General features: G+C 72.2%; 20 protein-coding genes. 15 read left to right on the forward strand and 5 right to left on the reverse strand.

Annotation, left to right across the window (positions count from 1 at the left end; genetic code table 11):
- Position 1 precedes the first annotated feature (1 nt).
- The 7 genes from ABZT14_RS00920 to ABZT14_RS00950 all read left to right on the forward strand — a co-directional run bounded on the left by ABZT14_RS00920 (position 2) and on the right by ABZT14_RS00950 (position 5,524).
- The gene (locus tag ABZT14_RS00920) at positions 2-1,642 is read left to right on the forward strand and encodes an AMP-binding protein (protein WP_356294936.1); all 1,641 of its coding nucleotides are present in this window, start codon (positions 2-4) and stop codon (positions 1,640-1,642) included.
- 77 nt (positions 1,643-1,719) lie between these two features.
- Positions 1,720-2,178: an SRPBCC family protein gene (locus ABZT14_RS00925; RefSeq protein WP_356294939.1), complete on the forward strand. Its 459-nt coding sequence runs from the start codon at positions 1,720-1,722 to the stop codon at positions 2,176-2,178.
- Positions 2,171-3,046, forward strand: coding sequence for an MBL fold metallo-hydrolase (locus tag ABZT14_RS00930; RefSeq protein WP_356294942.1), 876 nt, complete (start codon positions 2,171-2,173; stop codon positions 3,044-3,046). Before ABZT14_RS00925 ends, ABZT14_RS00930 begins: the two co-directional genes overlap by 8 nt.
- A 56-nt stretch (positions 3,047-3,102) precedes the next feature.
- Positions 3,103-4,341, forward strand: a complete 1,239-nt coding sequence (locus ABZT14_RS00935; protein WP_356294945.1) for a beta-ketoacyl-[acyl-carrier-protein] synthase family protein — start codon at positions 3,103-3,105, stop codon at positions 4,339-4,341.
- A gap of 37 nt (positions 4,342-4,378) precedes the next feature.
- Positions 4,379-4,612 carry an acyl carrier protein gene (locus tag ABZT14_RS00940; protein ID WP_356294946.1) on the forward strand — a complete coding sequence of 78 codons (234 nt, stop codon included), beginning with the start codon at positions 4,379-4,381 and terminating at the stop codon, positions 4,610-4,612.
- 43 nt (positions 4,613-4,655) lie between these two features.
- Positions 4,656-5,117: a 4'-phosphopantetheinyl transferase superfamily protein gene (locus tag ABZT14_RS00945; protein ID WP_356296970.1), complete on the forward strand. Its 462-nt coding sequence runs from the start codon at positions 4,656-4,658 to the stop codon at positions 5,115-5,117.
- Positions 5,066-5,524, forward strand: coding sequence for a hypothetical protein (locus ABZT14_RS00950; protein ID WP_356294948.1), 459 nt, complete (start codon positions 5,066-5,068; stop codon positions 5,522-5,524). Before ABZT14_RS00945 ends, ABZT14_RS00950 begins: the two co-directional genes overlap by 52 nt.
- Before the next feature lie 65 nt (positions 5,525-5,589).
- On the opposite strand, the gene ABZT14_RS00955 is transcribed toward ABZT14_RS00950, so the two are convergent.
- The 3 genes from ABZT14_RS00955 to ABZT14_RS00965 form a co-directional block, all read right to left on the reverse strand.
- On the reverse strand, positions 5,590-6,420 hold the full coding sequence (locus ABZT14_RS00955; RefSeq protein WP_356294951.1) for an aldo/keto reductase: 831 nt from the start codon (positions 6,418-6,420) through the stop codon (positions 5,590-5,592).
- A gap of 447 nt (positions 6,421-6,867) precedes the next feature.
- The gene (locus tag ABZT14_RS00960) at positions 6,868-8,313 is read right to left on the reverse strand and encodes an MFS transporter (protein WP_356294954.1); all 1,446 of its coding nucleotides are present in this window, start codon (positions 8,311-8,313) and stop codon (positions 6,868-6,870) included.
- Between the two features lie 354 nt (positions 8,314-8,667).
- Positions 8,668-9,318 (reverse strand): GntR family transcriptional regulator, encoded by a 651-nt coding sequence (locus ABZT14_RS00965; protein ID WP_356294957.1) that lies wholly within the window; start codon positions 9,316-9,318, stop codon positions 8,668-8,670.
- A gap of 192 nt (positions 9,319-9,510) precedes the next feature.
- Here ABZT14_RS00965 and ABZT14_RS00970 point away from each other — a divergent pair, with 192 nt between their 5' ends.
- From ABZT14_RS00970 to ABZT14_RS00990, 5 genes are all read left to right on the forward strand, one after another.
- Positions 9,511-10,680: a glycerate kinase gene (locus ABZT14_RS00970; protein WP_356294960.1), complete on the forward strand. Its 1,170-nt coding sequence runs from the start codon at positions 9,511-9,513 to the stop codon at positions 10,678-10,680.
- Entirely contained in the window at positions 10,677-12,077 is a 1,401-nt protein-coding gene (locus ABZT14_RS00975) for a C69 family dipeptidase (RefSeq protein ID WP_356294963.1), read from the forward strand. The genes ABZT14_RS00970 and ABZT14_RS00975 overlap by 4 nt, the downstream gene beginning before the upstream one ends.
- Before the next feature lie 274 nt (positions 12,078-12,351).
- Positions 12,352-13,779 (forward strand): hypothetical protein, encoded by a 1,428-nt coding sequence (locus tag ABZT14_RS00980; RefSeq protein WP_356294965.1) that lies wholly within the window; start codon positions 12,352-12,354, stop codon positions 13,777-13,779.
- 233 nt (positions 13,780-14,012) lie between these two features.
- A complete protein-coding gene (locus ABZT14_RS00985) occupies positions 14,013-15,047 on the forward strand; it encodes a hypothetical protein (protein WP_356294968.1) in 1,035 nt (344 codons plus the stop codon).
- A 169-nt stretch (positions 15,048-15,216) separates the two neighbouring features.
- Entirely contained in the window at positions 15,217-15,477 is a 261-nt protein-coding gene (locus ABZT14_RS00990) for a hypothetical protein (RefSeq protein WP_356294971.1), read from the forward strand.
- A 604-nt stretch (positions 15,478-16,081) separates the two neighbouring features.
- On the opposite strand, the gene ABZT14_RS00995 is transcribed toward ABZT14_RS00990, so the two are convergent.
- Positions 16,082-16,453, reverse strand: coding sequence for a DUF1330 domain-containing protein (locus tag ABZT14_RS00995; RefSeq protein WP_356294974.1), 372 nt, complete (start codon positions 16,451-16,453; stop codon positions 16,082-16,084).
- Entirely contained in the window at positions 16,450-16,800 is a 351-nt protein-coding gene (locus tag ABZT14_RS01000) for a nuclear transport factor 2 family protein (protein WP_356294976.1), read from the reverse strand. The genes ABZT14_RS00995 and ABZT14_RS01000 overlap by 4 nt, the downstream gene beginning before the upstream one ends.
- 121 nt (positions 16,801-16,921) lie before the next feature.
- On the opposite strand from ABZT14_RS01000, the gene ABZT14_RS01005 reads away from it, so the two are divergent.
- The 3 genes from ABZT14_RS01005 to nhaA all read left to right on the forward strand — a co-directional run bounded on the left by ABZT14_RS01005 (position 16,922) and on the right by nhaA (position 22,042).
- Positions 16,922-17,713 (forward strand): helix-turn-helix transcriptional regulator, encoded by a 792-nt coding sequence (locus tag ABZT14_RS01005; protein WP_356294979.1) that lies wholly within the window; start codon positions 16,922-16,924, stop codon positions 17,711-17,713.
- Between the two features lie 553 nt (positions 17,714-18,266).
- Positions 18,267-18,935, forward strand: a complete 669-nt coding sequence (locus ABZT14_RS01010; RefSeq protein WP_356294982.1) for a cutinase family protein — start codon at positions 18,267-18,269, stop codon at positions 18,933-18,935.
- Positions 18,936-20,206: 1,271 nt separating this feature from the next.
- Positions 20,207-22,042, forward strand: coding sequence for a Na+/H+ antiporter NhaA (nhaA, locus tag ABZT14_RS01015; RefSeq protein WP_356294985.1), 1,836 nt, complete (start codon positions 20,207-20,209; stop codon positions 22,040-22,042).
- Positions 22,043-22,308: the final 266 nt, after the last annotated feature.

Consider the following 22,308-nt stretch of genomic DNA (forward strand, 5'->3'; position numbering starts at 1 on the left):
GGTGCTGGAAGAACCACGGGTCCCCGCCGAGTTCGAGCGGCTGTACCTGGAGCGGGGCTACTGGCGGGACGTCCTCCTGGACGAGTTCGTGCTGCGGCACTCCGCCACCGACCCCGACCGGGTCGCCGTGGTCGACGGCGAACGCCGGCTGACCTACCGGCAACTGGCCGAGGGCGTGGACCGGGCCGCCGCCGCCCTCGCGTCCGTGGGCCTGGAACCCGGCGACCGCGTCGTGGTCCAACTGCCCAACGTGGCCGAGTTCCTCACCACCGTGCTCGGCCTCGTCCGTCACGGGGTACGCCCCGTCCTCACCCCGCCCGCGCTCGGCGAGCGCGAGCTACGGCACGTCCTGGCCAGCACCGAGGCGCGCGGAGCCGTCCTGGCCGACCAGCTCACCGGCCGGAGCCGGGCGGTGTTCGAGCGGGTCCGCGCCGAACGCCCGGACCTCCTCGGTGTCTTCCTCGTCCCGCGCCGGGGACGGCGGGCGCCCGAGGGCACGTACGACCTGGCCGCCCTGCTCGACGGGGAGCACCCGGAGGTACCGGGCGGCACAGGTGACGGCGCCCATGACGGCGCCCATGACAGCGCCCAAGACAGCGCGGACGTCGCCCTCTACCTGCTGTCCGGCGGCTCCACCGGGATGCCCAAGGCCATCCCGCGAACCCACCGGGACTACGTCCACAACATCGAGATCAGCTGTGCACTCGCGGCCCTGGGGCCCGACTCCCGCTATCTCGCGGCACTGCCGGTCACCCACAACTTCGCCCTGGGCTGCCCCGGCGTCCTCGGCACCCTGGCCGTCGGCGGCACCGTCGTGCTGGGCGAGGCCACCCCTCGGGCCCTCGCCCGGAGCGTCAGTGCCGAACGGATCACCGTCACCGCGCTGGTACCCGGCCTCGCCGGCTCGCTGGCCGACGCCACCGAAGACCTCTCCAGCCTCGACGTCCTCCAGGTCGGCGGCGCCAAGCTGTACGAGGCGGACGCGCGGAAGCTGCAGGAGAACCTCCCCGGCCGGATCCAGCAGGTGTTCGGCATGGCCGAGGGACTCCTCAACTTCACCCGGCTCGACGACCCGGACGACGTGGTGGCCCGCACCCAGGGACGCCCCGCGTCCGAGGGCGACGAGTGGCGGATCGTCGACCAACGGGGCCGGGAGGTCCCGCCCGGCGAGAGCGGCGAGCTACAGGTACGCGGCCCGTACACCATCCGGGGCTACCTGGCACCGCCCGAGGTCAACGCGGCCTCCTTCACCGAGGACGGCCACTACCGCACCGGAGACGTGGTGCGACTCGACCCCTCGGGGAACCTCGTCGTGGTCGGCCGGCGCACCGAGTTCATCAACCGGGCGGGCGAGAAGATCGCGGCGGCCGACATCGAGGCCCTGCTCGCCGGCCACCCCGGCGTCGCCCAGTGCGTGGCGGTGGCCGCCCCGCACGAGTTCCTCGGCGAGACCGTGTGCCTGTTCGCCGTACCGAGGGACCACCAAGACCTCTCGCTGCACGAACTGCGCGACTACCTCCGCGCACGGGGGCTGGCCCCCTACGGACTCCCCGAGCGGTTGCGGCTGATGGACCGGCTGCCGCTCACCGCCGTCGGCAAGTTCGACCGCGCGGAGCTGGCACGGATGGCCGAAGCCCGGTGAGCCCACGCGGCCCGGCCCCGGAAGGCCGGTAGCCCCGGACACCGCAGAACCAGAGAACCGTACAGAAGGAGGGTGGCATGGCGATGCACACCGACAACGAGATCGTCATCGAGGCCGCGCCGGAGGAGGTGTGGCGAACGGCCAACAACGTACGGGAGTGGCCCCGGCTCTTCGAGGGCGAGTACGCCGACTCCGAGATCCTCCGCGAGGAGCCGGACCGGGTGGTGTTCCGGCTGACGACGGTGCCCGACCGCAACGGGGTGCAACGCAGCTGGGTCTCCGAACGGGTGATGGACCAGGAGGCCGGGACCGTACACGCCCGCCGTCTGGAGACCGGCCCCTTCCTGTACATGCACATCTTCCAGTCCTTCGAGAAGGTGCCCGGCGGCACCCGGCTGCGCTGGGTACAGGACTTCGAGGTCCTGCCCGAAGCACCCTTCACCGAGCAGCAGATGGCGGACCGGATCAACGCCAACTCCCAGGTCCAGCTGGCCCGGCACAAGGCGGTCATCGAGGCGGCAGCCCACCATGGCTGACCACGGTACGCACCGCGCCGGACCGACCGCCGTGGACCAACGGACCGTGGAGGTCGCCCCGGACGTCCTCGCCGTACTCAACGGCGACGGCTCCATGGGGCTGTCCAACACCTCCGTGATCGTCCGGGGCCGCTCGGCCGTGGTCGTCGACACCATGCTGACGCCCGCCATGGCCGAGGGCATCCGGCACGCCCTGCGGCAGCGCGCCCTCACCCCCGCCCTGGTGCTCAACACCCACCACCACGTCGACCACGTCGGCGGCAACAGTGCCTTCCCGGAGGCCCCCGTCGTCGCCCACCCCGTCACCGCCGACATCATCGACAGGATGGCCGCCGACCTCAGCTGGCTGCCCGGCCTCTTCCCGGACCGGGCCGAGGAACTACGAGGGCTGGAACTGGTCCGCCCGGCGGCCACCCCCAACCCCCAACTGCCGCCCGGTGCCCGGCCACTGACCTTCCGCCAGGCCCACAGCCCCGCCGACCTCGCCGTCTGGATACCCGACTCACGGACGTTGGTCGCCGGCGACCTGTGCTTCAACGGCGTCACCCCGCTCGCCCGGCACGGCCGCATCAGCGGCTGGACCGGTGCCCTGGAGGACCTGCTCGCCCTGGACCCGGACGTCATCGTCCCCGGCCACGGACCGCTGGCCACCCAGGACACCCTGCGCGCCCTGCACCGCTACCTCACCGACCTGCTGAAGGTGGCCGAACGGGCCGTCGACGCCGGCGCCACCCTCCAGGACGCCCTGGCGGAGACCGACCCGGGCGAGGTCGGGGAGTGGCGGGAGCCGGACCGTACGCGCATCAACCTCCAGGTGGCCATGGCCGAGGTGTCCGGGACACCCCTGCCCGTGGGACCACCCAGATGAGCACGCCCACACCCCGCCCCGCGGCGGGGCGGACGGCCGAGGAGAACAGGAGAAACATGGTGGGACCGACCACCCGGGCCACTACGCCCGGTCCCCGGCGCGTCGTCGTCACGGGCATCGGTGTCGTCAATCCCCTGGGCAACGACCGCGAGACCTTCTGGAAGAACGCCGTGGCCGGGGAGAGCGCCGTGCGCCCCGTATCCCGCTTCGACGCCGGCGACCTGCCGGTGCGACTCGCCGCGGAGATACGCGACTTCGCCCCCGGCGAGCACCTCCCACGCCGCCTCGCGGTCAAGAGCGACGTCTTCGCCCACTACGCCATCGCCGCCTCCGGCGAGGCGCTGCGCGACGCGGGCCTGGACCTCGCCGAGGAGGACCCGTTCCGGGTCGGCATCTGCTTCGGCAACAACAGCGGCGGCTGGGACCTGTGCGAACGGGGCTTCCGGGAGTACTACCAACAGGGCCCGACCATGATCAACCCATGGCAGGCCACCGCGTGGTTCCCCACCGCGGCCCAAGGGTTCGTCAGCATCCGCTACGGCATCCGGGGCTACAGCAAGAGCCTCGCCTGCGACCGCGCCAGCGGCGGCAGCGCGCTGTTCCACGCCCTGCGCAGCATCCTGTGGGGCCGCAACGACATCGTGCTGGCGGGCGGCTCCGAGGCACCCCTCACCCCGCTGGGCCTGGCCGCCCACGTGACGACGGGCGAACTCAGCCGCGACACCGACCCCGAGCACGCCTACGCGCCCTTCGGACCCGACCGCGACGGGCTGGTCCTCGGCGAGGGGGCCGGCGTACTCGTCCTGGAGGAGAGGGAACACGCCCTCGCCCGGGGCGCCCACGTCCTCGGCGAACTGCTCGCCGTCGAACAGCGCACCGCCGACCCGGACGACCACACCGGGCTCGGCGACGCCCTGCACGCGGCACTGCGGACGGCCGGCCGCGATGCCGGCGACGTCGACGCCGTCTTCGCGGAAGGAGCCGGCACCCGCCACGGCGACGCCACCGAAGCCGCCGCGCTGCGCGCGGTCTTCGGGGCGGGCGGGGTCGCCGTCACGGTGCCCAAGGCCGGCCACGGCCACCAGTACGGCGCCAGCGCCGCCACCGAACTCGCCGGCGCCCTGCTGTCCATGCGGGACGGGGTGATCCCGCCGACCCCCGGCGCCACCACCGTCGACCCCGCACTGGACGTCGACCTGGTGACCGACCGCAGGACCACCCCGGTCGACCTCGCGGTCGTCAACTCCCGCTCCCGGGAGGGCACCAACGTCTGCGCCGTCGTCGCCGCGCCCTGAGCGGCCAGCACCGACCACACACCAGGAGGAACCCGAGATGACCATCGACATCGTCCGCAAGGCCCTCACCGCCCTGGGCATCCCCGACGAGGAGATCACCGAGACCGCCCGGCTCCGTGGCGACCTGGAACTGGACTCGACCGAACTGGTCGAGGTCTCCCTGGAGATCCAACGTCAGGTCGAGGTCGACGTGAAGCTGGAGCTGGCCGACGACGTCACCGTCGGCGACGTGTGCTCCCTGGTCGACGAGGCGGTCGCCGCTGCCCGCTGAACCCGACCGGGGCGCACCGGCCGTACTCGGCACCGGGGTCGACATCGCCGACCTGCGCCGGATGCGCCGGATGCTCGACCGCTACGACGACGCCGTACTGCGGTCGGTCTTCACCCCCCGGGAACTGGCCGCCGTACACCGCGCCCCCGCCCCCGCGCTGCGCCTGGGCGTCAGCTTCGGGACCAAGGAGGCGTGCGGAAAGGCCCTGGGCACGGGCCTCGTGGGGGTGGCGTGGACGGACATCGAGGCCCTCGCCGACGGACGGGCCGTCCACGTCCGCCTCACCGGTGCCGCCCGGGAGAGGGCCCGCGAGCGGGGGATGCGCCGCTGGCGGGGCGGCTGGCGGGCCGGCGGTACCGAACGGGTGCTGGTCGTGGTCGCGGCGGGCGGGACATCGGGTGCCCTCGACGGCCTGGACTGGGCCGACCACCTGCGTACAGGAAAGAGCTGGGAATGTCTGGACACATCGACACCAAGATCTTCATCGCGGCTCCGCTGGAGCTGACCTGGGAACTGGCCAACTCCCGGGAGAACGACCGCCGTCACTCCACCGACGGGCACCTGCTGGTGGCCGAGTCCCCGGAGCGGAACGCGCGGACCCTGCGGGTCACCTCCCCACCGGACGCGCAGGGACGCGAGTGGCAGTACTACGTGGAACGCGTTCTCGTGCCCGAGCAGAAGGTCGCCTACGCCCGCCGCTGGGGCAACCCCAACTTCCGCTACTCCGTGGCCCTCTGGGTCTACCGGGAGGAACCGGGCGGCTCCTCGGTCCGTACCGTGCAGGACTTCGAGATGGCCGAGGGCGCCGCGGTCGACGACCGGGCGATGGAGGAGATCATCCTGCGCGGCACCGAACGGGCGCTGCGGGCGACGAAGGAGTTCGTGGAGTCCAGCGCCACACAGTCCGACTGACCCCCCGGAACGCACCCCACGGTCCACGGTCCGGTGGCGGACCGTGGACCGTGGGCGTCCTGGGATCAGAACTCCTCGTGGGTGTCGGGGTCGCCGCCCAGCCGCTCGTGGGGGCGGTCGGCGACCCGGTCCATCTCCTCGGCGGACAGCTCGAACCCGAAGAGGTCCAGGTTGGAGCGCTGGCGTCCGGGGTCGGCGGACTTGGGGATGGGTACGGCGCCGAGCTGGGTGTGCCAGCGCAGTACGACCTGGGCGGGAGTGACCTCGTGGGCCCGCGCGACCGCGTCGACGGCGGGGTCCTTGAGCACCTCGGAACCGCGCCCCAACGGGCTCCAGCTCTCGGTACGGACGCCCAACTCCGCGTGTACCGCCCGTAGTTCGTCCTGGGGTAGCAGCGGGTGCAGTTCGATCTGGTTGACCGACGGCAGCACCCCGGTCTCCCGCCGCAGGCGTTCGAGGTGCTCGGCCGTGAAGTTGGAGACGCCGATCGAGCGGACCAGTCCGTCCTCCCGGAGCTTGATCATCGCCCGCCAGGAGTCCACGTACCTGTCGATCCGGGGCAAGGGCCAGTGGATGAGGTACAGGTCCACGTACTCCACGCCCAGCCTGCGCCGCGACTCCTCGAACGAGGCCAGCGTCTCCTGGTACCCCTGGTGGCGGCCCGGCAGCTTGGTCGTCACCACCACCTCCTCGCGGGGCACCCCGGAACGTGCCAGCCCCCGGCCCACCCCGGTCTCGTTGCCGTAGTTGGTGGCGGTGTCCACCAGCCGGTAGCCCCACTCCAGGGCACCGCTCACGGCCCGTTCCGCCTCCTCGTCGTCCAGGGGGTAGGTGCCCAGACCCACACCGGGAAGCTCGGTGCCGTCGTTCAGCGGATGTACGGGAACACTGGTCACGGGATCACTCCTTGAGCGCTTCGCCGGGTGGTTCGGTGGCTCGCGCGCCCGCTCGCGGCAGGGGCTCGCCGACCCTCGGACGGCGGGTACGGACCGGCCACCCGGACGTTCCCGCCCCGGATGCCGACGGTGCCCCACCGGCCCGCCACCCGCAACCGAGACGGTCCCCGTCCCCCCGGGGGGCCGTGGCTCCCGGTCCCCTGTGCGTCGGCGCCCTCGTAACGCCTGGGGCGCACTCGTACCGTCCGGGCCAGCTGGGTCGTGGCTCCCGGTCCCGTCCACTGGGGTGGGGGTGCTCCGGGGTCGGCCTCGGGGGGCGCGGCCTTACGTCGGCGGCTCGTGGGGTGGGGGTGCGGCCCGACCGGTGGGGGTCGGGGTTTCGGCGCCGTTCCCCACGGCTGGGGGTGCCCACCCGTACGCCCCCCGGGGTCACGGCACCCCCGGGGGTCACGGCGTCTCCGTGGTGGCCGACGGTGGTTCGGCCGGGTGCGAGGAGCCGGACACGGTGAGCAGGAGGACGCACGGCAGTGCGAGTACCGCCAGGGCCACCAGTACCGGACGGGGGCCAGCCGAGTCGATCAGCGCACCAACGCTGGCGATGCCGAGCAGGCGGACGGTGGCGGTCACCGCGGTGCTGGCGGCGAGCACCCGGCCCCGTACCAGGTCCGGTGTGACGCGCTGCCGCGTCGTGGCGACGACGACGAACGCCAGGGCCGAGGCGCCGTCCAGTACCAGCACGGCCCCCGCGAGCCACAGCGGCGCCTCGAACAGGGCCAGCAGTCCGGTCGCGCCCCCGTTGACGGCGAGTACGACGGCCAGCAGGAGCGGCCACCGGGCGGTGTCGCAGTACCGGGCCAGCACCAGGCTGCTCACCAGACCACCGACGCCGGCCGCCGCCACCACGAGCCCGGTCGTCAGGGGCGTCAGGCCCAACTCGCCGTCGGCGCGTACCAGCAACGGCAGGAAGGCCGTCGCCGCGAGCAGGTGCGCGTAGCAGGCGCCTCCCAGCAGGGCGCGTTGCTCGGGGTCCCGGCACACCAGGCGCAAACCGGCCAGTACGGACGGGTCCGCCCCGGAACCGTCCCGTGTGGGGGAGTTCCTCGGCAGCCGGACGAGCAGCAGGGCCGAGCCCAGGAAGCTCGCCGCGTTGACAGCGAAGGCGGCCAGCGGCCCCAGGGACTGCAACAGCCAACCGCCTGCCGCCGGTCCGGTGAGTGTCGCCGCGGCGTCCGACCCCTCCACGTAGCCGTTGGCGCGCATGAGGTCCCGGTCGGTGACGAGGTGCGGCAGACAACTGCCGGCCGCCGTGTGGAACACCGCGTCGGCCAGGCCGACGAGGAGCGCGAGCGGCACCAGGGACACCGGCCGTGCCCCGCCGAACGCCACCTCCGCACCGATCGCCACGAAGGCGACCGCGCGGACGAGGTCCGCCGTCACCATCAGCCCCCGACGTTCCCGACGGTCCACCAGGGCGCCGACCGGCAGTGCCAGCAGTACCTGCGGCAGTTGAGCCGCCGCCCCGACCAGCCCCGCCGTGAACGCCGAACCCGACACCGTCAACACGGCGAGCGGCAGCGCCACATCGGCGATCCGGTCGCCCAGGATGCTCAGGGCGCGAGCGGCGACGAAGTACCGCAGCAGCTTTCGCATGGGCGCCAAGGATGCCGACCGCCCCGGAACGCCGACACCGGTTTTCCGGGTGCGGTAGGCCCGCGCGGAATTCCCGTCCCGCTCGCCGGGACGCCGTGCACGCCCACCCGTGGACCGGGGACCGGTGCCGCTAGCGGTGCCCCACTGGCCCGCCACCCGCAACCGAGACGGTTCCCGTCCACCCGGGGGGCCGTGGCTCCCGGTCCCCTGTGCGCCGGCGCACTCGTAACGCCTGGGGCGCACTCGTACCGTCCGGGCCAGCTGGGCCGTGGCTCCCGGTCCCGTCCACTGGGGTGGGGGTGCTCCGGGGTCGGCCTCGGGGGCGCGGCCTTACGTCGGCGGCTCGTGGGGTGGGGGTGCGGCCCGACCGGTGGGGGGCGGGGCTTCGGCGCCGTTCCCCACGGCTGGGGATGCCCACCCGGGCGGTAGCGTTCCCGACGCTGCGGAGGGTGGGGACCGGGGGGTTCCCGCCTCCACCGGCGGACGTGCCGGTTCGGTACCCCGGCACCGGGCGGCTGCGGTTCCCGGCGCCGGTGGCCCGTAACGGGGGCCTGGGGACGGGCGGGGGAGTGGCCCCCCGGGGTGGCTGGCTGGGCGTCAACTTCCGATGTGGGCGAGGAGTTTCCGTTCGGCGTGGTCCAGGTGTTCCTGCCCGACGTCGCCGGCGCGGCCGGCGTCGCCGTCGCGGATGGCGGCGAGGATGGCCTCGTGTTCCTGCATGATCTTCTCCGGGCCCAGCAGGTGGGCGTTCTGGACCTGGGCGAGACAGAGCCGGATCTCGTTGATGATGAGCCCGTGGGCCCGGGAGAGGCGCTCGCTCTCCAGGCTGTCGATCAGCGCCCGGTGGAACTCCACGTCCGTCTGGACGATCGCGGCGACGTCCGTACCGGCCGCCGCTGACCCGAAGGCCTCGTGTGCCTGGGTGGCACCCTCCGTCAACAGCCGCTTCTCCGCGAGCAGTTGGTAGGAACGCACCTCCACCACGCCCCGGGCGAAGTACAGGTCCCGCACCCGCGCCTCGTCCAGCTTCGGGACCCGCGCGCTGCGGTGCGCGGTGCGTTCCAGCAGCCCCTCGCCGACCAGCCGTTCGATGGCGGCCTTCGCCGTCTGGCGGGCCACGTCGTACTCGGCGCTGACCGACGCCTCGGTCAGCGGAGCGCCCACGGGGACCTCGTCGGTGAGTATCCGTTCACGCAGCGACGAGACCAGGGCGTCGCCGATGGACTGGGTCGCGAGCCGGATCGGCATGTGCGGTCCTTCGTGTCGTAGGGCTGCCTCAGCGGGACCTCCCAGCCGGTGGGGCGGGCCGGCCGGCGTGCGCCGCTCCTCGACGTGACCGATCCGGCGTGAGGCTCCGGGAGAAGGATAGCGAGCCGACTATGGACAAGCGGACAAGTTGGTGAGATAACTTGACGAACAATTTTGGGGATAGGCGGGAAAATGCAGGTAGACGGCTTCCGGCGAGTGGTCCTCGCTCCCGACAAGTTCAAGGGCACCGTGACGGCACAGCGTCTCGTCGAGCTGATGGCCGCCGCGGTCGCCGAGAGCGACGGCCGTACGGCGGTCACGCCCCTGCCGGTCGCGGACGGCGGCGACGGCAGCGTCGCCGCCGCGCTGTCGGCGGGCTGGTCCGCCGGGTCCGTACCGGCCTCGGACGCCTGGGGCGCCCCCCTTGCCGTACCGGTGGCCCGCAGGGGCGGCCGGGCGATCGTCGAGGTGGCCGCCGTCTGCGGGCTCGGCGCCCGCCGCCCCAGCCCGGTGGAGGCGGCCACCGCCACCACGTACGGCGTCGGCCAGGTCGTCCTGGCGCTGCTGGAGGACGGGGTCGACGACCTCACCCTGGCCCTCGGGGGCAGCGCCTCGACGGACGGCGGTACCGGGATGCTGGCGGCGCTCGGCGTCCGCCTGGTCGCCGCCGACGGCCGGCCCCCGGCCCCCGGCGGCGCCGCCCTGGTGGACGTGACGCGGGTGACCACCGAGGAGCTGCACCCGGCCGTGCGGGGGCTGCGGTTGACGCTGGCCTGCGACGTGGACACCCCAATGGTCGGGCCGGACGGGTCGGCCGAGATGTTCGGGCGGCAGAAAGGCGCCGACGACGCGACGACGGCGCGCCTCTCCGCCGGACTGGCCCACGTGGCACCCGTACTGGAACGCGCCTTCGCCGCCCCCGGCACCGCGCGCAGCCCCGGCGGGGGAGCGGCGGGCGGCCTCGGCTGGGCCGGGATGCTGCTCGGCGGGGTACCGCGTTCCGGTGCCGAGGTCTTCCTCGACCTGCTCGGGGCGGAGGAGGCGATCCGGGGGGCCGACCTCGTCATCACCGGCGAGGGACGGCTGGACGCCCAGAGCCTGCGCGGCAAGGCCCCCGTCGCCGTGGCCCGCCTGGCCGCCGCGCACGGGGTGCGGACGGTGGCCGTCGTCGGCAGCGACCGGCTCACCGGCGAGGACGGGCGGCCGGGGCCCTTCGCCGACGTGATCGCGCTGGACCGGATGGACCCCGCCTGCGCCCACGACCCGGAGCTGACCGGCCGCCTCGTCGGCCGCGCCGTACACACCCTGCTCGCGGCCCACCGGGGCCTCGGCACCCCTGCCAGGAACGGAGCGCCCAAGTGACCACCCGACCCTGGAGCTGCGACACCTTCGTAGCCCTCCCGGACGCCACCGGTGGCGGCGTCCTCTTCGGCAAGAACAGCGACCGTCCGGCGGGCGAGGCCCAGCCGTTGCGCCACCACCCGGCCCGCGCGGCCGGCGGGCCCCTGCGCCTCGCCTACGTCACCCTCGACGACGCGCCCGCCCACGCCCACATCGGCTCGGCACCGTACTGGTGTTGGGGCTACGAGATGGGGGTGAACGAGCACCGCGTCGCCATCGGCAACGAGGCGGTGTTCACCCGCCCCTGGGCCGAGGCCGTCGCCCGGGAGGAGGCCGGGGAGCGCCAGCGGCCCGGGGTGCTCGGTATGGAACTGGTCCGCCTCGGCCTGGAGCGGGGCGGCACCGCCCGCGAGGCGCTGGAGGTGATCACCGGGCTGTTGGAGCGGTACGGCCAGTGGGGCTCGGCGATGGTGGGCACCGCCCACGCGCGGGGCTCGTACGACAACGCCTTCGTCCTCGCGGACCCCCACGAGGCGTGGGTACTGGAGACCCTCGGCCGCGACTGGGCGGCCCGCCGGATCACCTCCGGGGTGGCCCCGCTCAGCAACGAGCTGTCGCTGCGCACCGACGCCGACCTCACCAGCGACGGACTACGGGAGGCGGCCACCGCCGCCGGGTGGCCGGCTGACCGGCCGCTGGACGTCGCCGACGCCTTCACCGACCCCGGCACCCCGCTCCAGGTCTCGCACATCCGGCGCCGGCGCGCGCGCCAGCTCCTCACCGAGGCCGCCGCCGGCCCGGGCGTCACCGTGGACACCGCGAAGCGGGTCCTGCGCGACCACCTGGAGGACACGTTCCTCGGCGGCCCCACCTTCGACGCGGCACGGCCGGACTTCCACACGCTCTGTATGCACGAGCACCCCTCCGGCTTCACCTGGGGCAACACCGCCGCCTCCCTGATCGTCGAGCTGGACGACGGCCCCGCCCCGCCCGTCCTGTGGTGGTGCCCGGCCACCCCCTGCACCGGCGTCTACCTCCCGGTGCCGCTCGGAGCCGAGGCGCTCCCCGAGGCCCTGACCCTGCCGGCGCCCGGCCCCTCCCCGGACCCCCGCGACCACCCCCGGGTCACCCACGACCCGGCGTCGACCTGGTGGCGGTGGCAGCACCTGCTCGACGCCGCGAAGGCCCCGGACGCCCGGGAGTTCACCGCGCGCGCCGCCCGGCTGCGGGCCGCCTTCGACGGGCTGGAGGCCCGGTGGGCCGGCTCCCCGCCGACCACCGGTGATCCCGCCGCCCTGGCCACCCTCGCCCGGAGCCGGCTGGACGAGGCCCGGGCCCAAGCCGACGCCCTGGCAAGGGAGTTCGGCACCGACCCCACCCGGGCGCTGGACCACCGCTGGGCGCCGGCCACCGTCTGACCTCCGCCACCCGCCGGGGCCCCACCCCCGCCCCGGCCACCCGGAGCCGCGTGACACCCCTCGCGCTCCGCCGGAGCCGTACGCCGCTCACCCTCCGCCGGCACACCTCCCGGCCCGCGTCCCGGTTCCGGCGAACCGGCCCCCGCGCACCGCGTACGCGCGGATTGCGCCCCCGACCTCCGTCCGCCCAGCGCGCCTGGTGAGCCCAGCACGCCTGGTGAACCCACCACGGCCGGACCACGCACGGAAAGCATCCCTCTGGAAGGCCACCACCATGTCCCTCAAAGACTCATTCCGCGGTCCCGAGGCGTCACTCGACGACCAGATCGAGAGCTTCGCGGTCGAGCGCGTCCCCGACGACAAGCGCTGGCCGATCCCGGCCATCAGCCTGGTACTACTGGGCAACGCCACCGCCATGTTCTTCTTCAGCTTCGGCGCTCAGCAGACCTTCCTGGTGGGCTGGCCCATGATGCTGCTGCCGATCGGCTACTTCATGGTGGGCGCCGTACTCATCGGCTCGTTGACCATGCGCATGGCCAGCCGGGAGGGCCTCTCGCAGAGCCTGATCTCCCGGGGCCTGGGCTTCGGCAGCCGGGGCGCGGCGCTTACCTCGTTCATCTACGCGGTCAACTTCGTCTACTACTTCCTCTTCGAGGGGACGATCGTCTCCCACGCGATCGCCTACTACTTCGACATCCCCATCGACTCCCTCGCCGGCATCGGGATCTTCGCCCTGATCGGGCTGGTCACCATCGCCTTCGTCTGGCGCGGCATGTACGCGATGTCGGCGCTCCAGACCTGGGGCTTCCCCATATTCGTCGGGCTGTTGGTGTGGGCCCTGGTCGCCCTCGGCTCGCAGCACGACGTGGCCGGCGTCGACCAGTGGCACTCCACGGCCACCGGCGGCGGCGCCGCCCTGTGGACCGCGATGAGCTTCGCCAACGGGCAGATGATCTTCCAGGGGCTGATGGCCACCGACTACGGCCGCTTCGCCAGCCGCCGTATCCGCTACCGGGGCACCTCGACCATCATGCTGCTCGAACTGGTCCCGATGGTCGCCATCGTCTTCATCGGCGCCATGCTCGGCGCCACCCTGGTCGGTGACTTCGGCCAGGAGAAGGCGCAGGACCCCGGCTTCGTCTTCGTCCACCTCATGGGGCTGGCCGGCGTGATCTTCGTCGTCATCACCCAGATCCGCATCAACGTGATGAACCTGTACGGCGGGTCGATCACGCTCTCCAGCGGCTTCGACGTGGTGGCCAGGTTCCGCCCCGGGCGGCCGTGGTGGATGTTCGCCGTCTGGATCTTCGGCGTCGTGTTCTACGCCACCAACGTCATCAACCACCTGGGCACGTTCCTGGCCATCACCGGCGTACTGACCAACACCTGGGTGCTCATCATCCTCGCCGACTACTTCGTCTGCCGAGGCTGGCTGGGCCTCGGCCGGTCCGAGGACATCGAGTTCCGCGAGAACGAGGTACGGGAGTGGAACCCCTGCGGCCTGCTGTCCCTGGGGATCGCCGTACTCGTCGGAGCCCTGGGCATCGTGGAGGTCTACCCGGTGGCGTACGCCTCCTTCATCTCCATGATCCTCGGCCCCCTGCTCCACGTGGCCCTCACCAAGGCGACCGGTGGCCGCTACTACACCCCGGCCGCCGACCAGCGAAGGACCCCGGCCCCCGTGTCCGAGGACCGGGCCTGACCGGCAACCCACCCTCCCGGGGCGGGAGTTCGTCCCCGCCCCGGGCCGGCCGCGTACCCCAGGGGCCCACGCGCCCTCCCGGGGCCCACCCCGGCGGGTGTCAGGGGCGAGGGGGAGGCGAACCGCTCCCGTCGCCCCCTCGACCGGGAACCGGACCGGCGGCCGACGCGTCGTCTGGCGGGAGGCGGCGTCCGGCCGAGGGGGCCGGACCATCACGGTGAGGGGTGCGGCCGGTGGCCAGCCAGACGGTACGGATCAACGGGGACGGCCTGCTCCTGCCGGGCGGCGTCAGCGTGCGGTTCATGCGGACCCTGCGCCTGCCCGAGCAGGGAACACACGTACTGCCCCCGGGACTCGGCGCCTTCCCCCTCCGCAGGGTCGAGGACCACGCGGACACGGTGCCCGAGCGGTGGCGCGCCCGGGGCGGGGTGATGCTGCCGGTGTACCTGCGCGAGGCGATGTGGCTCAGCTTCGGCTCCTCCGAACCGGCGGCACTACAGATCGGCGTGGGCAAGGTCTGCGCGGTCTCCGGCGAGCCGTGGAGCGACCACCTCGTACGCGACCCCCAGAACTACGTGGTACTGCCCCGCCAGCCGTGGCTCGACGGCATCAACTCCGGCCAGGGAACGGTGCGTCAGTTCGTGGCCGTACCCCTCGGGATGGGCGCGACCGTCGAGGGCCAGGTCACCGGGGAGGAGACCTGGGGAGGGCTGCAACTACAGAACTTCCCGCTGTCGAGTGCGGCCCTCGCCGCGTGGCGCGAGCGGCAACGCCGGGCACGGTCACTGGCCCGCTCCGGCCCCGTACAGGCCGCCTCCTACGGAGCGGCCACCGCCCCCAGCGGGCCGCCGCCTCCCGCCCCCGGTGGGGCACCGTCGGGCGCCGCGATGGGCCTGGGCGTGGGCGGTTCGATGCGGCAGGAGGTCTACGAGGACGACCGCCCCGTGACGGACTGGGCCACCGACCCGGCGGGCCGGGTCTACGTCCACCTGGTCACCCCGCCGGACTGGCGGCGCATCACCGGCGAGGACCCGCCGCCGTCACCGGTGGACCGCGCGGCGTACACACGGGCCGGGCTGCCCTGGTTCGACTACTACGACGCGGACGCCGAGGACCTCACCCCCACCGACACCCTCGGAGCGGTGCGGCCGGTGGGCGACTGGCTGGGGGACGACCACGAACCCTGGCAGGCGCCGACACCGGCCCAGACCCAGCCCCTCAAGGACGCGGGCAAGCCCGGAAAACCGGTGGCCGACGGCGACTGGTGACCGTCCGGGCCGCGCCCGCTCCGTGGCGCGGCCCCGGCGGCACCCCGGCCCGGCCGCCCCTCCGGTACGCCCCGAGGGCGCGGCGGCCGGGCCCGTCACCCCCCACTCCCGCCGGCTGCGGGGACGTTCGGCGCCGGCGGACCAGCGACGACGGTCAGGAGGAGTTCGCTTGCTCACGAGGCTCCGGGTCACCGGGCGGTTGCACCTCACCGGCAGGGGCACGACGGTGACCGTACTGGTCACGCACGGGGAGAAGCCCGTCAGAACGGGGGACCTCCTCACCGAGGACTCCACGGGAACCACGGTGCGGATTCGCGGGATCGAGACCCACTCACGGCCGACCCCGGAGGGCACCGTGTACGGAGTGGCGATCACCGAGTCGACACCGGGATCGGTGCAACCCGGATCGACCCTGACCGCAGCGACCTGACGCCCCGGGCTCCGAACCACCTGGGGCGGGCGCCCGTACGCGGGGCCACGTCACGCTGCCTCCCAGGGCGTGCGCGGGATGTGGGGGCGGGCGCCCGTACCCGGGGCCACGGGGGCGTTCACGTCCGAAGTGACGTGACTCTTCTGGGACTTCGCACCGTCCGGGGTGGGCGTGTGTGCCACGAGAAAGCCCACGCGCCCGAGGTGACCTGCCCTCCCCGGACCTCCGAACCCTCCCGGGTGGGCGCCCACGAGGCACCGTGCCCCGCGGGCGCCCACGAAGAGGCCCGACGTCCCCGGACGTTCGACCCGCCCGGAGTGGGCGCTCACCTGGCGGTGTCACGAGAACGCTCACGCGTCCGAAGTGCCCGGACACCCCCGGACGTTCGACCCGCCTGGGCCGGGACCCGGTGGGGTGGTGCCGGGCGAGCGCCCACGAGGACGCCGCCGGGAGGAACCCCCAAGCGTGGCGCGCCTGTTGGCGCCGCGCGGTGGGGAGCCCCCGGGGACCTGCCTACCGTGCGGTGGCTCGGTCGGGCGCTGACACCGGTTCGCCCGGGTACGACCCGGTGGCGGTGCCCCGGCCCCTCACGGGAGAGCGGGGTTCACCCGGGCTCTCCTCCCCGGTCGACCCCTTCGCCCGCCAGCTTGCGGACGGTCTCGGCGGCGCGGTAGCCGTCCGCCACCCCCGGAAGGAGCGCGACCACGGACCGGGAGTGGTCCGTCCGCAGCGCGGCGATCTCCTGGTATCCGGGGGAGAAGTACCAGGACCTGGCGGCCTCGACGTCGGGAAAGCCGATGATGACGAGGGCACCGGGCATCTCTCCCTCGACCACCTCCGGTGTCGCCCCGTGGACGACCCATTCCCCCGCGAACGGCTCGAAGGTGCCCTCGATACGTTCCAAGTACGCGACGATCGCGGGCCCCGGCTCGACGTCCTCCAGGTAACCGACCGCGTAACCCCGGCCCCGGCTCACGACGGCACCCTGTCGAGGAAGCCGCGAACGTCGGCGATCTTCCCCTCACTGTCGACCACCACCACGTCGAACCCGATGACGACCGGCTCGGCACCCTCGGGGCCGAGCCCCCACCGGAAGCGCAGCTGCCGGTGATGGCCGTCCACGTCGCCGAGCGGCGCGAACACGAACCCCGGGAACTGGGTACGCACCCCCTCCACGAGGCCGTCGATCTCCGCGCGTCCGCTGACCTCGGCCAGGGGGTCGGTGTACGTCGCCCCCTCCGACCAGTGCTCCGCGAGCAGTTGGCGCCGCCTCTCGCCGCTCGCGTTCCAGGTGTCCAGATAGTTCCGGGCGATGGTCTCCATGCTGGTTCCCCTCTCGTCTCCCGTCGTGATCCCGAGGGCACCCATCGTGTGGCGCGGCAGGCGTACGGACCATGACCTCCCAGGTCATGGCCACCGGTCCACGGGTACGTAGAGTCCACGTATGGCAGCCAGCACGTCGGAGCCCGACATCGGTGATCTGCTGCGCCTCTGGCGTCAGCGTCGACGGTTCAGCCAGCAGGAACTGTCGAACCGTTCGGCCGTCTCCACCCGACACCTCAGCAGGGTCGAAACCGGCAAGGCCCACCCGACGCCGGAGATGATCATGAGGCTCGCCGACCACCTCGACCTCCCCCTACGCGACCGCAACCGGTTGCTGCTCTCCGGCGGCTTCGCTCCGCGCTTCGACGAACACGCGCTGGACGACACCGGACTGGCCGTGATCATGAGCGGCCTACGTGACCTCCTCACCGCCCACCTGCCCTACCCGGCGCTCCTCCTCGACGACCGCTGGGACATCGTCGACTCCAACACGGCCGTGGACCAACTGGTGGACGGGTGCGCGGACTGGCTGCTCGAACCGCCCGTCAACGTCCTCAAGCTCTGCCTCCACCCCGACGGCCTCGCCCCTCGCATCCGCAACCAGCAGGAATGGGGCGCCCACCTGATGCGTCGGCTCCGCTCGCGCGCCGAGCGTACGCACGACCCCCGGCACCGGGCTCTGCTCGACGAGCTGTCCGGCTACCTCGACGGACCGGACAGCCTGGCGCCGGCGGGCCCCGTACTCACCCTGGAGATCGACGTTCGCGGAAGGCCGGCCACCTTCTTCAGCACCTCCGCACAGCTGGACACGGCCGTCGACACCACTCTGGAGGGCCTGCACCTGGAGACCTTCCTCCCCGCCGACGAGGCGACCCGAGACCTGATGCGCGGGGCCTCCCGCCGGGGTGAGTGAGTACCGGGGTGAGTGAGTACCGGGGTGAGTGAGTACCGGGGTGAGTGAGTACCGGGGCGACCGAACGCGTCCCCCGAGGTGACCGCCGTCCCCCTGCCGTGGGGAACGGTGGTGGGAACGTACGGGCACGTCGACCCGGTACGTCGGAACACCTCAGCGCACGGGGGCAGGACCCGCCAGGTGGTTGCCCCGGCGCCTCCCGGCGCTGGCCCCCGGGCCCGAGGGGCCGGATTCGGCCGCATCCATGGCGCCGTCAAGTCCCCCCACCGCACCGGTAGTTGACGTCTTCCGTGCCTGACCTGCGTCATCACGCCGTTCAGGGCGGCTGACAGAGGAGACCCGGTGAAGTACTGGGTGAAGTACTGGTGGTATCGATTTCATCCCCATTTCTTCAACGGGTCGTAGCAGACTGCCGGAGTTCAGGACAGTCGACGGTGGAGACCCGGTGGAGTACTGGATGAAGTGCTGGTGATATCGATTTCACCCATGTTCCTCCGGTAGGTCACAGCAGACTGCCCGAGTGGCGCATCCCACCATCACCAGAGGAGATCGAATGCGAGCGAGAAGACTTGCGGCAGTGGCGGCCGGACTTGCCCTGACGGGGGGCCTGTTGGCGACCCAGGCGTCGACGGCACAGGCGGCGACGACGGCGGCTTCGTGTCAGGGCACCTACACCATCGTCGTCGGTGGCACGGGAAGCGCGTGGAACAGGGACGGCTTCACCGGCAACATCCAGCAGCACGTCGGGTACCCGACCACGATCCCCAACGGCGCCAGCGCCCGGGCCGGGGTCAACGAGCTGAACCGCCTGGTACGCCAGCAGCGTGCCGCATGTCCGAACCAGCACGTCAAGATGGGCGGATACTCCCTGGGTGCCGCGGTCGTCCACACCTGGGTCACCGAGAACTGGCGGACGTTCGGCAACGTCAACGCCGTCCTCATCGCCGACCCCAAGCGACAGGGCGGCCCCGGCACCAACGGCGCCTCCTTCCCCTTCGGGGGCATCATCGGCGCCCCGCTCGCCGGAGCCGACCGGTTCTTCGGCAACGTCCCCGTCAAGACCATCTGCAACCGCGACTACATCTGCGACGAGTCCGCCGGCATCTGGACGTACCCGCACAACCACATCAACAACTATCCCGGTGCGTTCAACATGGACAACCACAACAACACCGCCAACGAGCAGTGGTACAACGGGGTCCGGCACCCCGCCTCCTGGTAGTCACAGAACGGCGCTCGCTCCAGCCGACAGGCTGAGACAGAGGCCGACCTCGTCACCTCGCAGCATCACCTGGTGCGCCCACCGTCGTATCCGCTCGGCAGAACCCCCAGGTGCGTCGTCCCGGCAGGTCGGCGACAGATGACAGAGCCGGGGGCCGGTGTACGACGGAGTGAGGGCCTTCTGGCCGGTGCGGATCGCGACAGCTACCGCCTGGCCCAGGAGGCCCTCTTGCCGCGCGGCGCCCACCGTGCGCTGCGGCTGGTCCGCTCGGCCGGGCCTCGGCCGATGACCCACGGGCCCGCCACCTTGTCAACGAGGCGCTGACGACTCCCTGCGCGCAGGCGCCACGACGCTGTGCCCCGTGCCGGAGGTCGTCACCGACGGACGCTGAACCAAGGTCGCATCGATCCCGTCCGCCGTCGTCGTCCGCGTCGGGTTCCGGTCTCTCCGGGACGCCCGGGGCGCTGGGCACCGGAGCACGCCTTGAGACGCCTGGCAGTCGATGCTCCCGGGGCCAGGCACCGTCTGTGCCCTGGCGTGGCCCAGTGCCAGCGCCCACCAGTGGCACGCGTGCGTACGCTTCCCCCGGTCGAGAACTCGATCAGACGAAACGGCGGTAGGTAGCCGCCTTCGGCGGCTCGATCCAGCTCCCCTGAGAACCACTCCACACCATGGGCCTCACGCCCACCCCGTCAGGCCGCACCCAGTTCGTGGAGCCCCTACGGGCCGTGCCGGCCGTGTGGGGTCGCGGCTCGCGTGAACGGCTCGCTCGGTCGCCGCCTCCGGGGGCGTCATGCTCGTGCTGACCAAGCCTCCTGCCGTCAGAATTGTCGGCAACGGACGACAGGGCGGTATCGCGAGAACCTCTCCGTCTCTGACTTCGAGTTCCCGGTCGAGGAGGCATCCATGGGCATGGACGCTGTGTCCGGCCAGCTTGCTGAAGGGTGGTTCCCCACCTGGCTGGCGAACAACAGTGGTCAGCTGGCAGATGGATTTCCCCAGCGCAGTGCCTTCGACATTCCACCTGGTGGGAGGGGAACGCGCGGTGAGGCCATTCGTCGCGTGTCTCCTGGTCGAATCCATCGGCGTTCCTGGCGCGGGGTTCTTCCCGGGTTTGCGCCTCGGGGCCGGACTGATACCGGACAGGGCATTCCCACGGCGCCGGCCCTCTTCCCCGGAGCCCCGACCTCGTGACCCGACGACATCGCCCCCAAACCAGCGCGGAGTCCCCACCCGTCACAGCGGGACAGGTGGAGCACCGTCCCCGCCACGTGCCAGGGTTGATCCGACAACTACGTACCGAGCCCGGCGCTGCGGCGCTGTTGGTGCTGGTGACGTTGATCGCGTTGCTGTGGGCGAATTCCCCACTCTCGGAAACGTACGCCACGGTGCGGGAGCAGTCGGCCGGATTCGACCTGGGTCCTTTCGGCCTGCACATGGATCTACAGCACTGGATCAACGACGGACTGATGGCGGTGTTCTTCTTTGTCATCGGACTGGAGGTCCGTCAGGAGTTCACTCATGGCTCTCTGCGCGATAACCGTCGCGCGCGGTTGGCGCTCATCGCGGGGATCGCGGGAGTCGGTGTTCCCGCAGTGGTGTACCTCGGTGTCGTCGGTGAGGGTGCGGAGCTGGGTGGTTGGGGCGTGGTGGTCGGAACCGACACCGCCTTCATGCTGGGTGCGCTTGCCCTGGTCGGCCCCGCGATGTCGGGCCAACTGCGGGTTTTTCTGCTGACGGTGACCGTCGTCGACGACTTCCTGGCCGTCTCGATCATCGGTGTGGTGTACAGCGACGAGATCCGCCTTGTTCCCTTGGCCGTCGCGCTGGGTTGCCTTGGTGTGTTGGCGCTGCTCGGCCACTGTCGACAGTGGCGGGCCGCGCCCTATCTCGTGGTTGTCGCCGCGCTCTGGTGTGCCACCGTCAGTTCGGGAATTCACGCCTCACTGGCGGGAATGGCGGCGGGACTGCTGGTGCCCGCCTACCCCACCGAGCGAAAGACGGTCGTGGCCGCCAGGGAGTCCTTTCGGGACTACTGGCAATCGCCCAATCCCCACTCGGCGCGAATCGTCAAACGCTGGCTGGCGCGAGGAACTTCCATCAACGAACGCCTGCACAACGTACTGCGCCTGCCCACCGCTCTGGTCGTGGTACCCGTCTTCGCTCTGGCCAATGCGGGGGTCGACCTGCGGGGCGGTCTGCTGTTCAAGGCGCTGAACTCGCAAGTGACCTGGGCCGTGGTCCTCGGCCTCGTGGTGGGAAAAACCCTCGGAATCGGGCTGGCCACCTATCTCACGACCCGCCTCGGTCTGGGCCGGCCACCTGAGGGCGTAGGTCCTGGCAGCGCCTTCGGTGGAGCGGCGCTCTCAGGAATCGGATTCACCGTCTCGCTCCTCATCGTCCAACTCGCCTTCGGCGCCGATTCCGATCTGGGGCGTGAAGCCACCGTCGGAGTGCTCATGGCGATGGTGCTGTCGACACTGCTGGGGTGGGGCATCTTCCGTGTCGCGGCTGTTCGATGGGGGGAGACCTCCGCTGATCTTCCCCGCACCCTCGAACCGGCCGTCGATCCCGACGTGGACCACATCCGTGGCAGTGAGAGCGCCCCACTCACTCTCGTGGAGTACCTCGACTACGAGTGCCCCTTCTGTGCCCGAGCCACGGGGATGTGGCAGGACATGCACGCCCACTTCAGGGACGACCTTCGCTACGTCGTACGGAACCTCCCCCTGGAGGACGTGCACCCGCACTCCTGGCAGGCCGCGCTGGCGGCAGAAGCCGCCGCACGCCAGGGAGCGTTCTGGCCCATGCACGACCTGCTGTTCGCGCACCAGGACGCCCTTGAGCGGCAGGACCTGGTGCGCTATGCCGAACAGCTCGGGCTCGACATGGCACGGTTCACCACCGACCTCGACAGTGACCAGGTCGCCGCCCGAGTCCGACGGGACGCGACCAGCGCGGCGCTGAGCGGAGCGCGGGGTACCCCCACCTTCTTCGTCCAAGGACACCGGCACTCGGGCCCCCACGACGCACGGACACTGATCGCGGCACTTGAGGACAACCGGCGAGGGACACGTACACAGGAACCCTCTGACTACGCCCGTTGAAGGAAGCGGGAGAGAAGCGGGCCCGCCATCGACGACCGAAGCACCTTCGTCGGTCTGTGCCGTACGGACACTCCCCTACGGTGACGCGGCGGAGGGCCTGCGAATCGGACGCCACGACACGGCAGGCGCGGCCAATCCCTCGGCGGGCGGACGGCGGGCATCCTGGTGGACCCGCGCGTCACGGACCCGACCCCCGGGCCATGGCCAGCGAACCCACCGCCCACCGCAGCCAAGGGCGGTGACCACCTCACCCCCTTCGCCACGAG

Source organism: Streptomyces sp. NPDC005438 (assembly GCF_040606315.1).
Classification (GTDB): Bacteria; Actinomycetota; Actinomycetes; order Streptomycetales; family Streptomycetaceae; genus Streptomyces.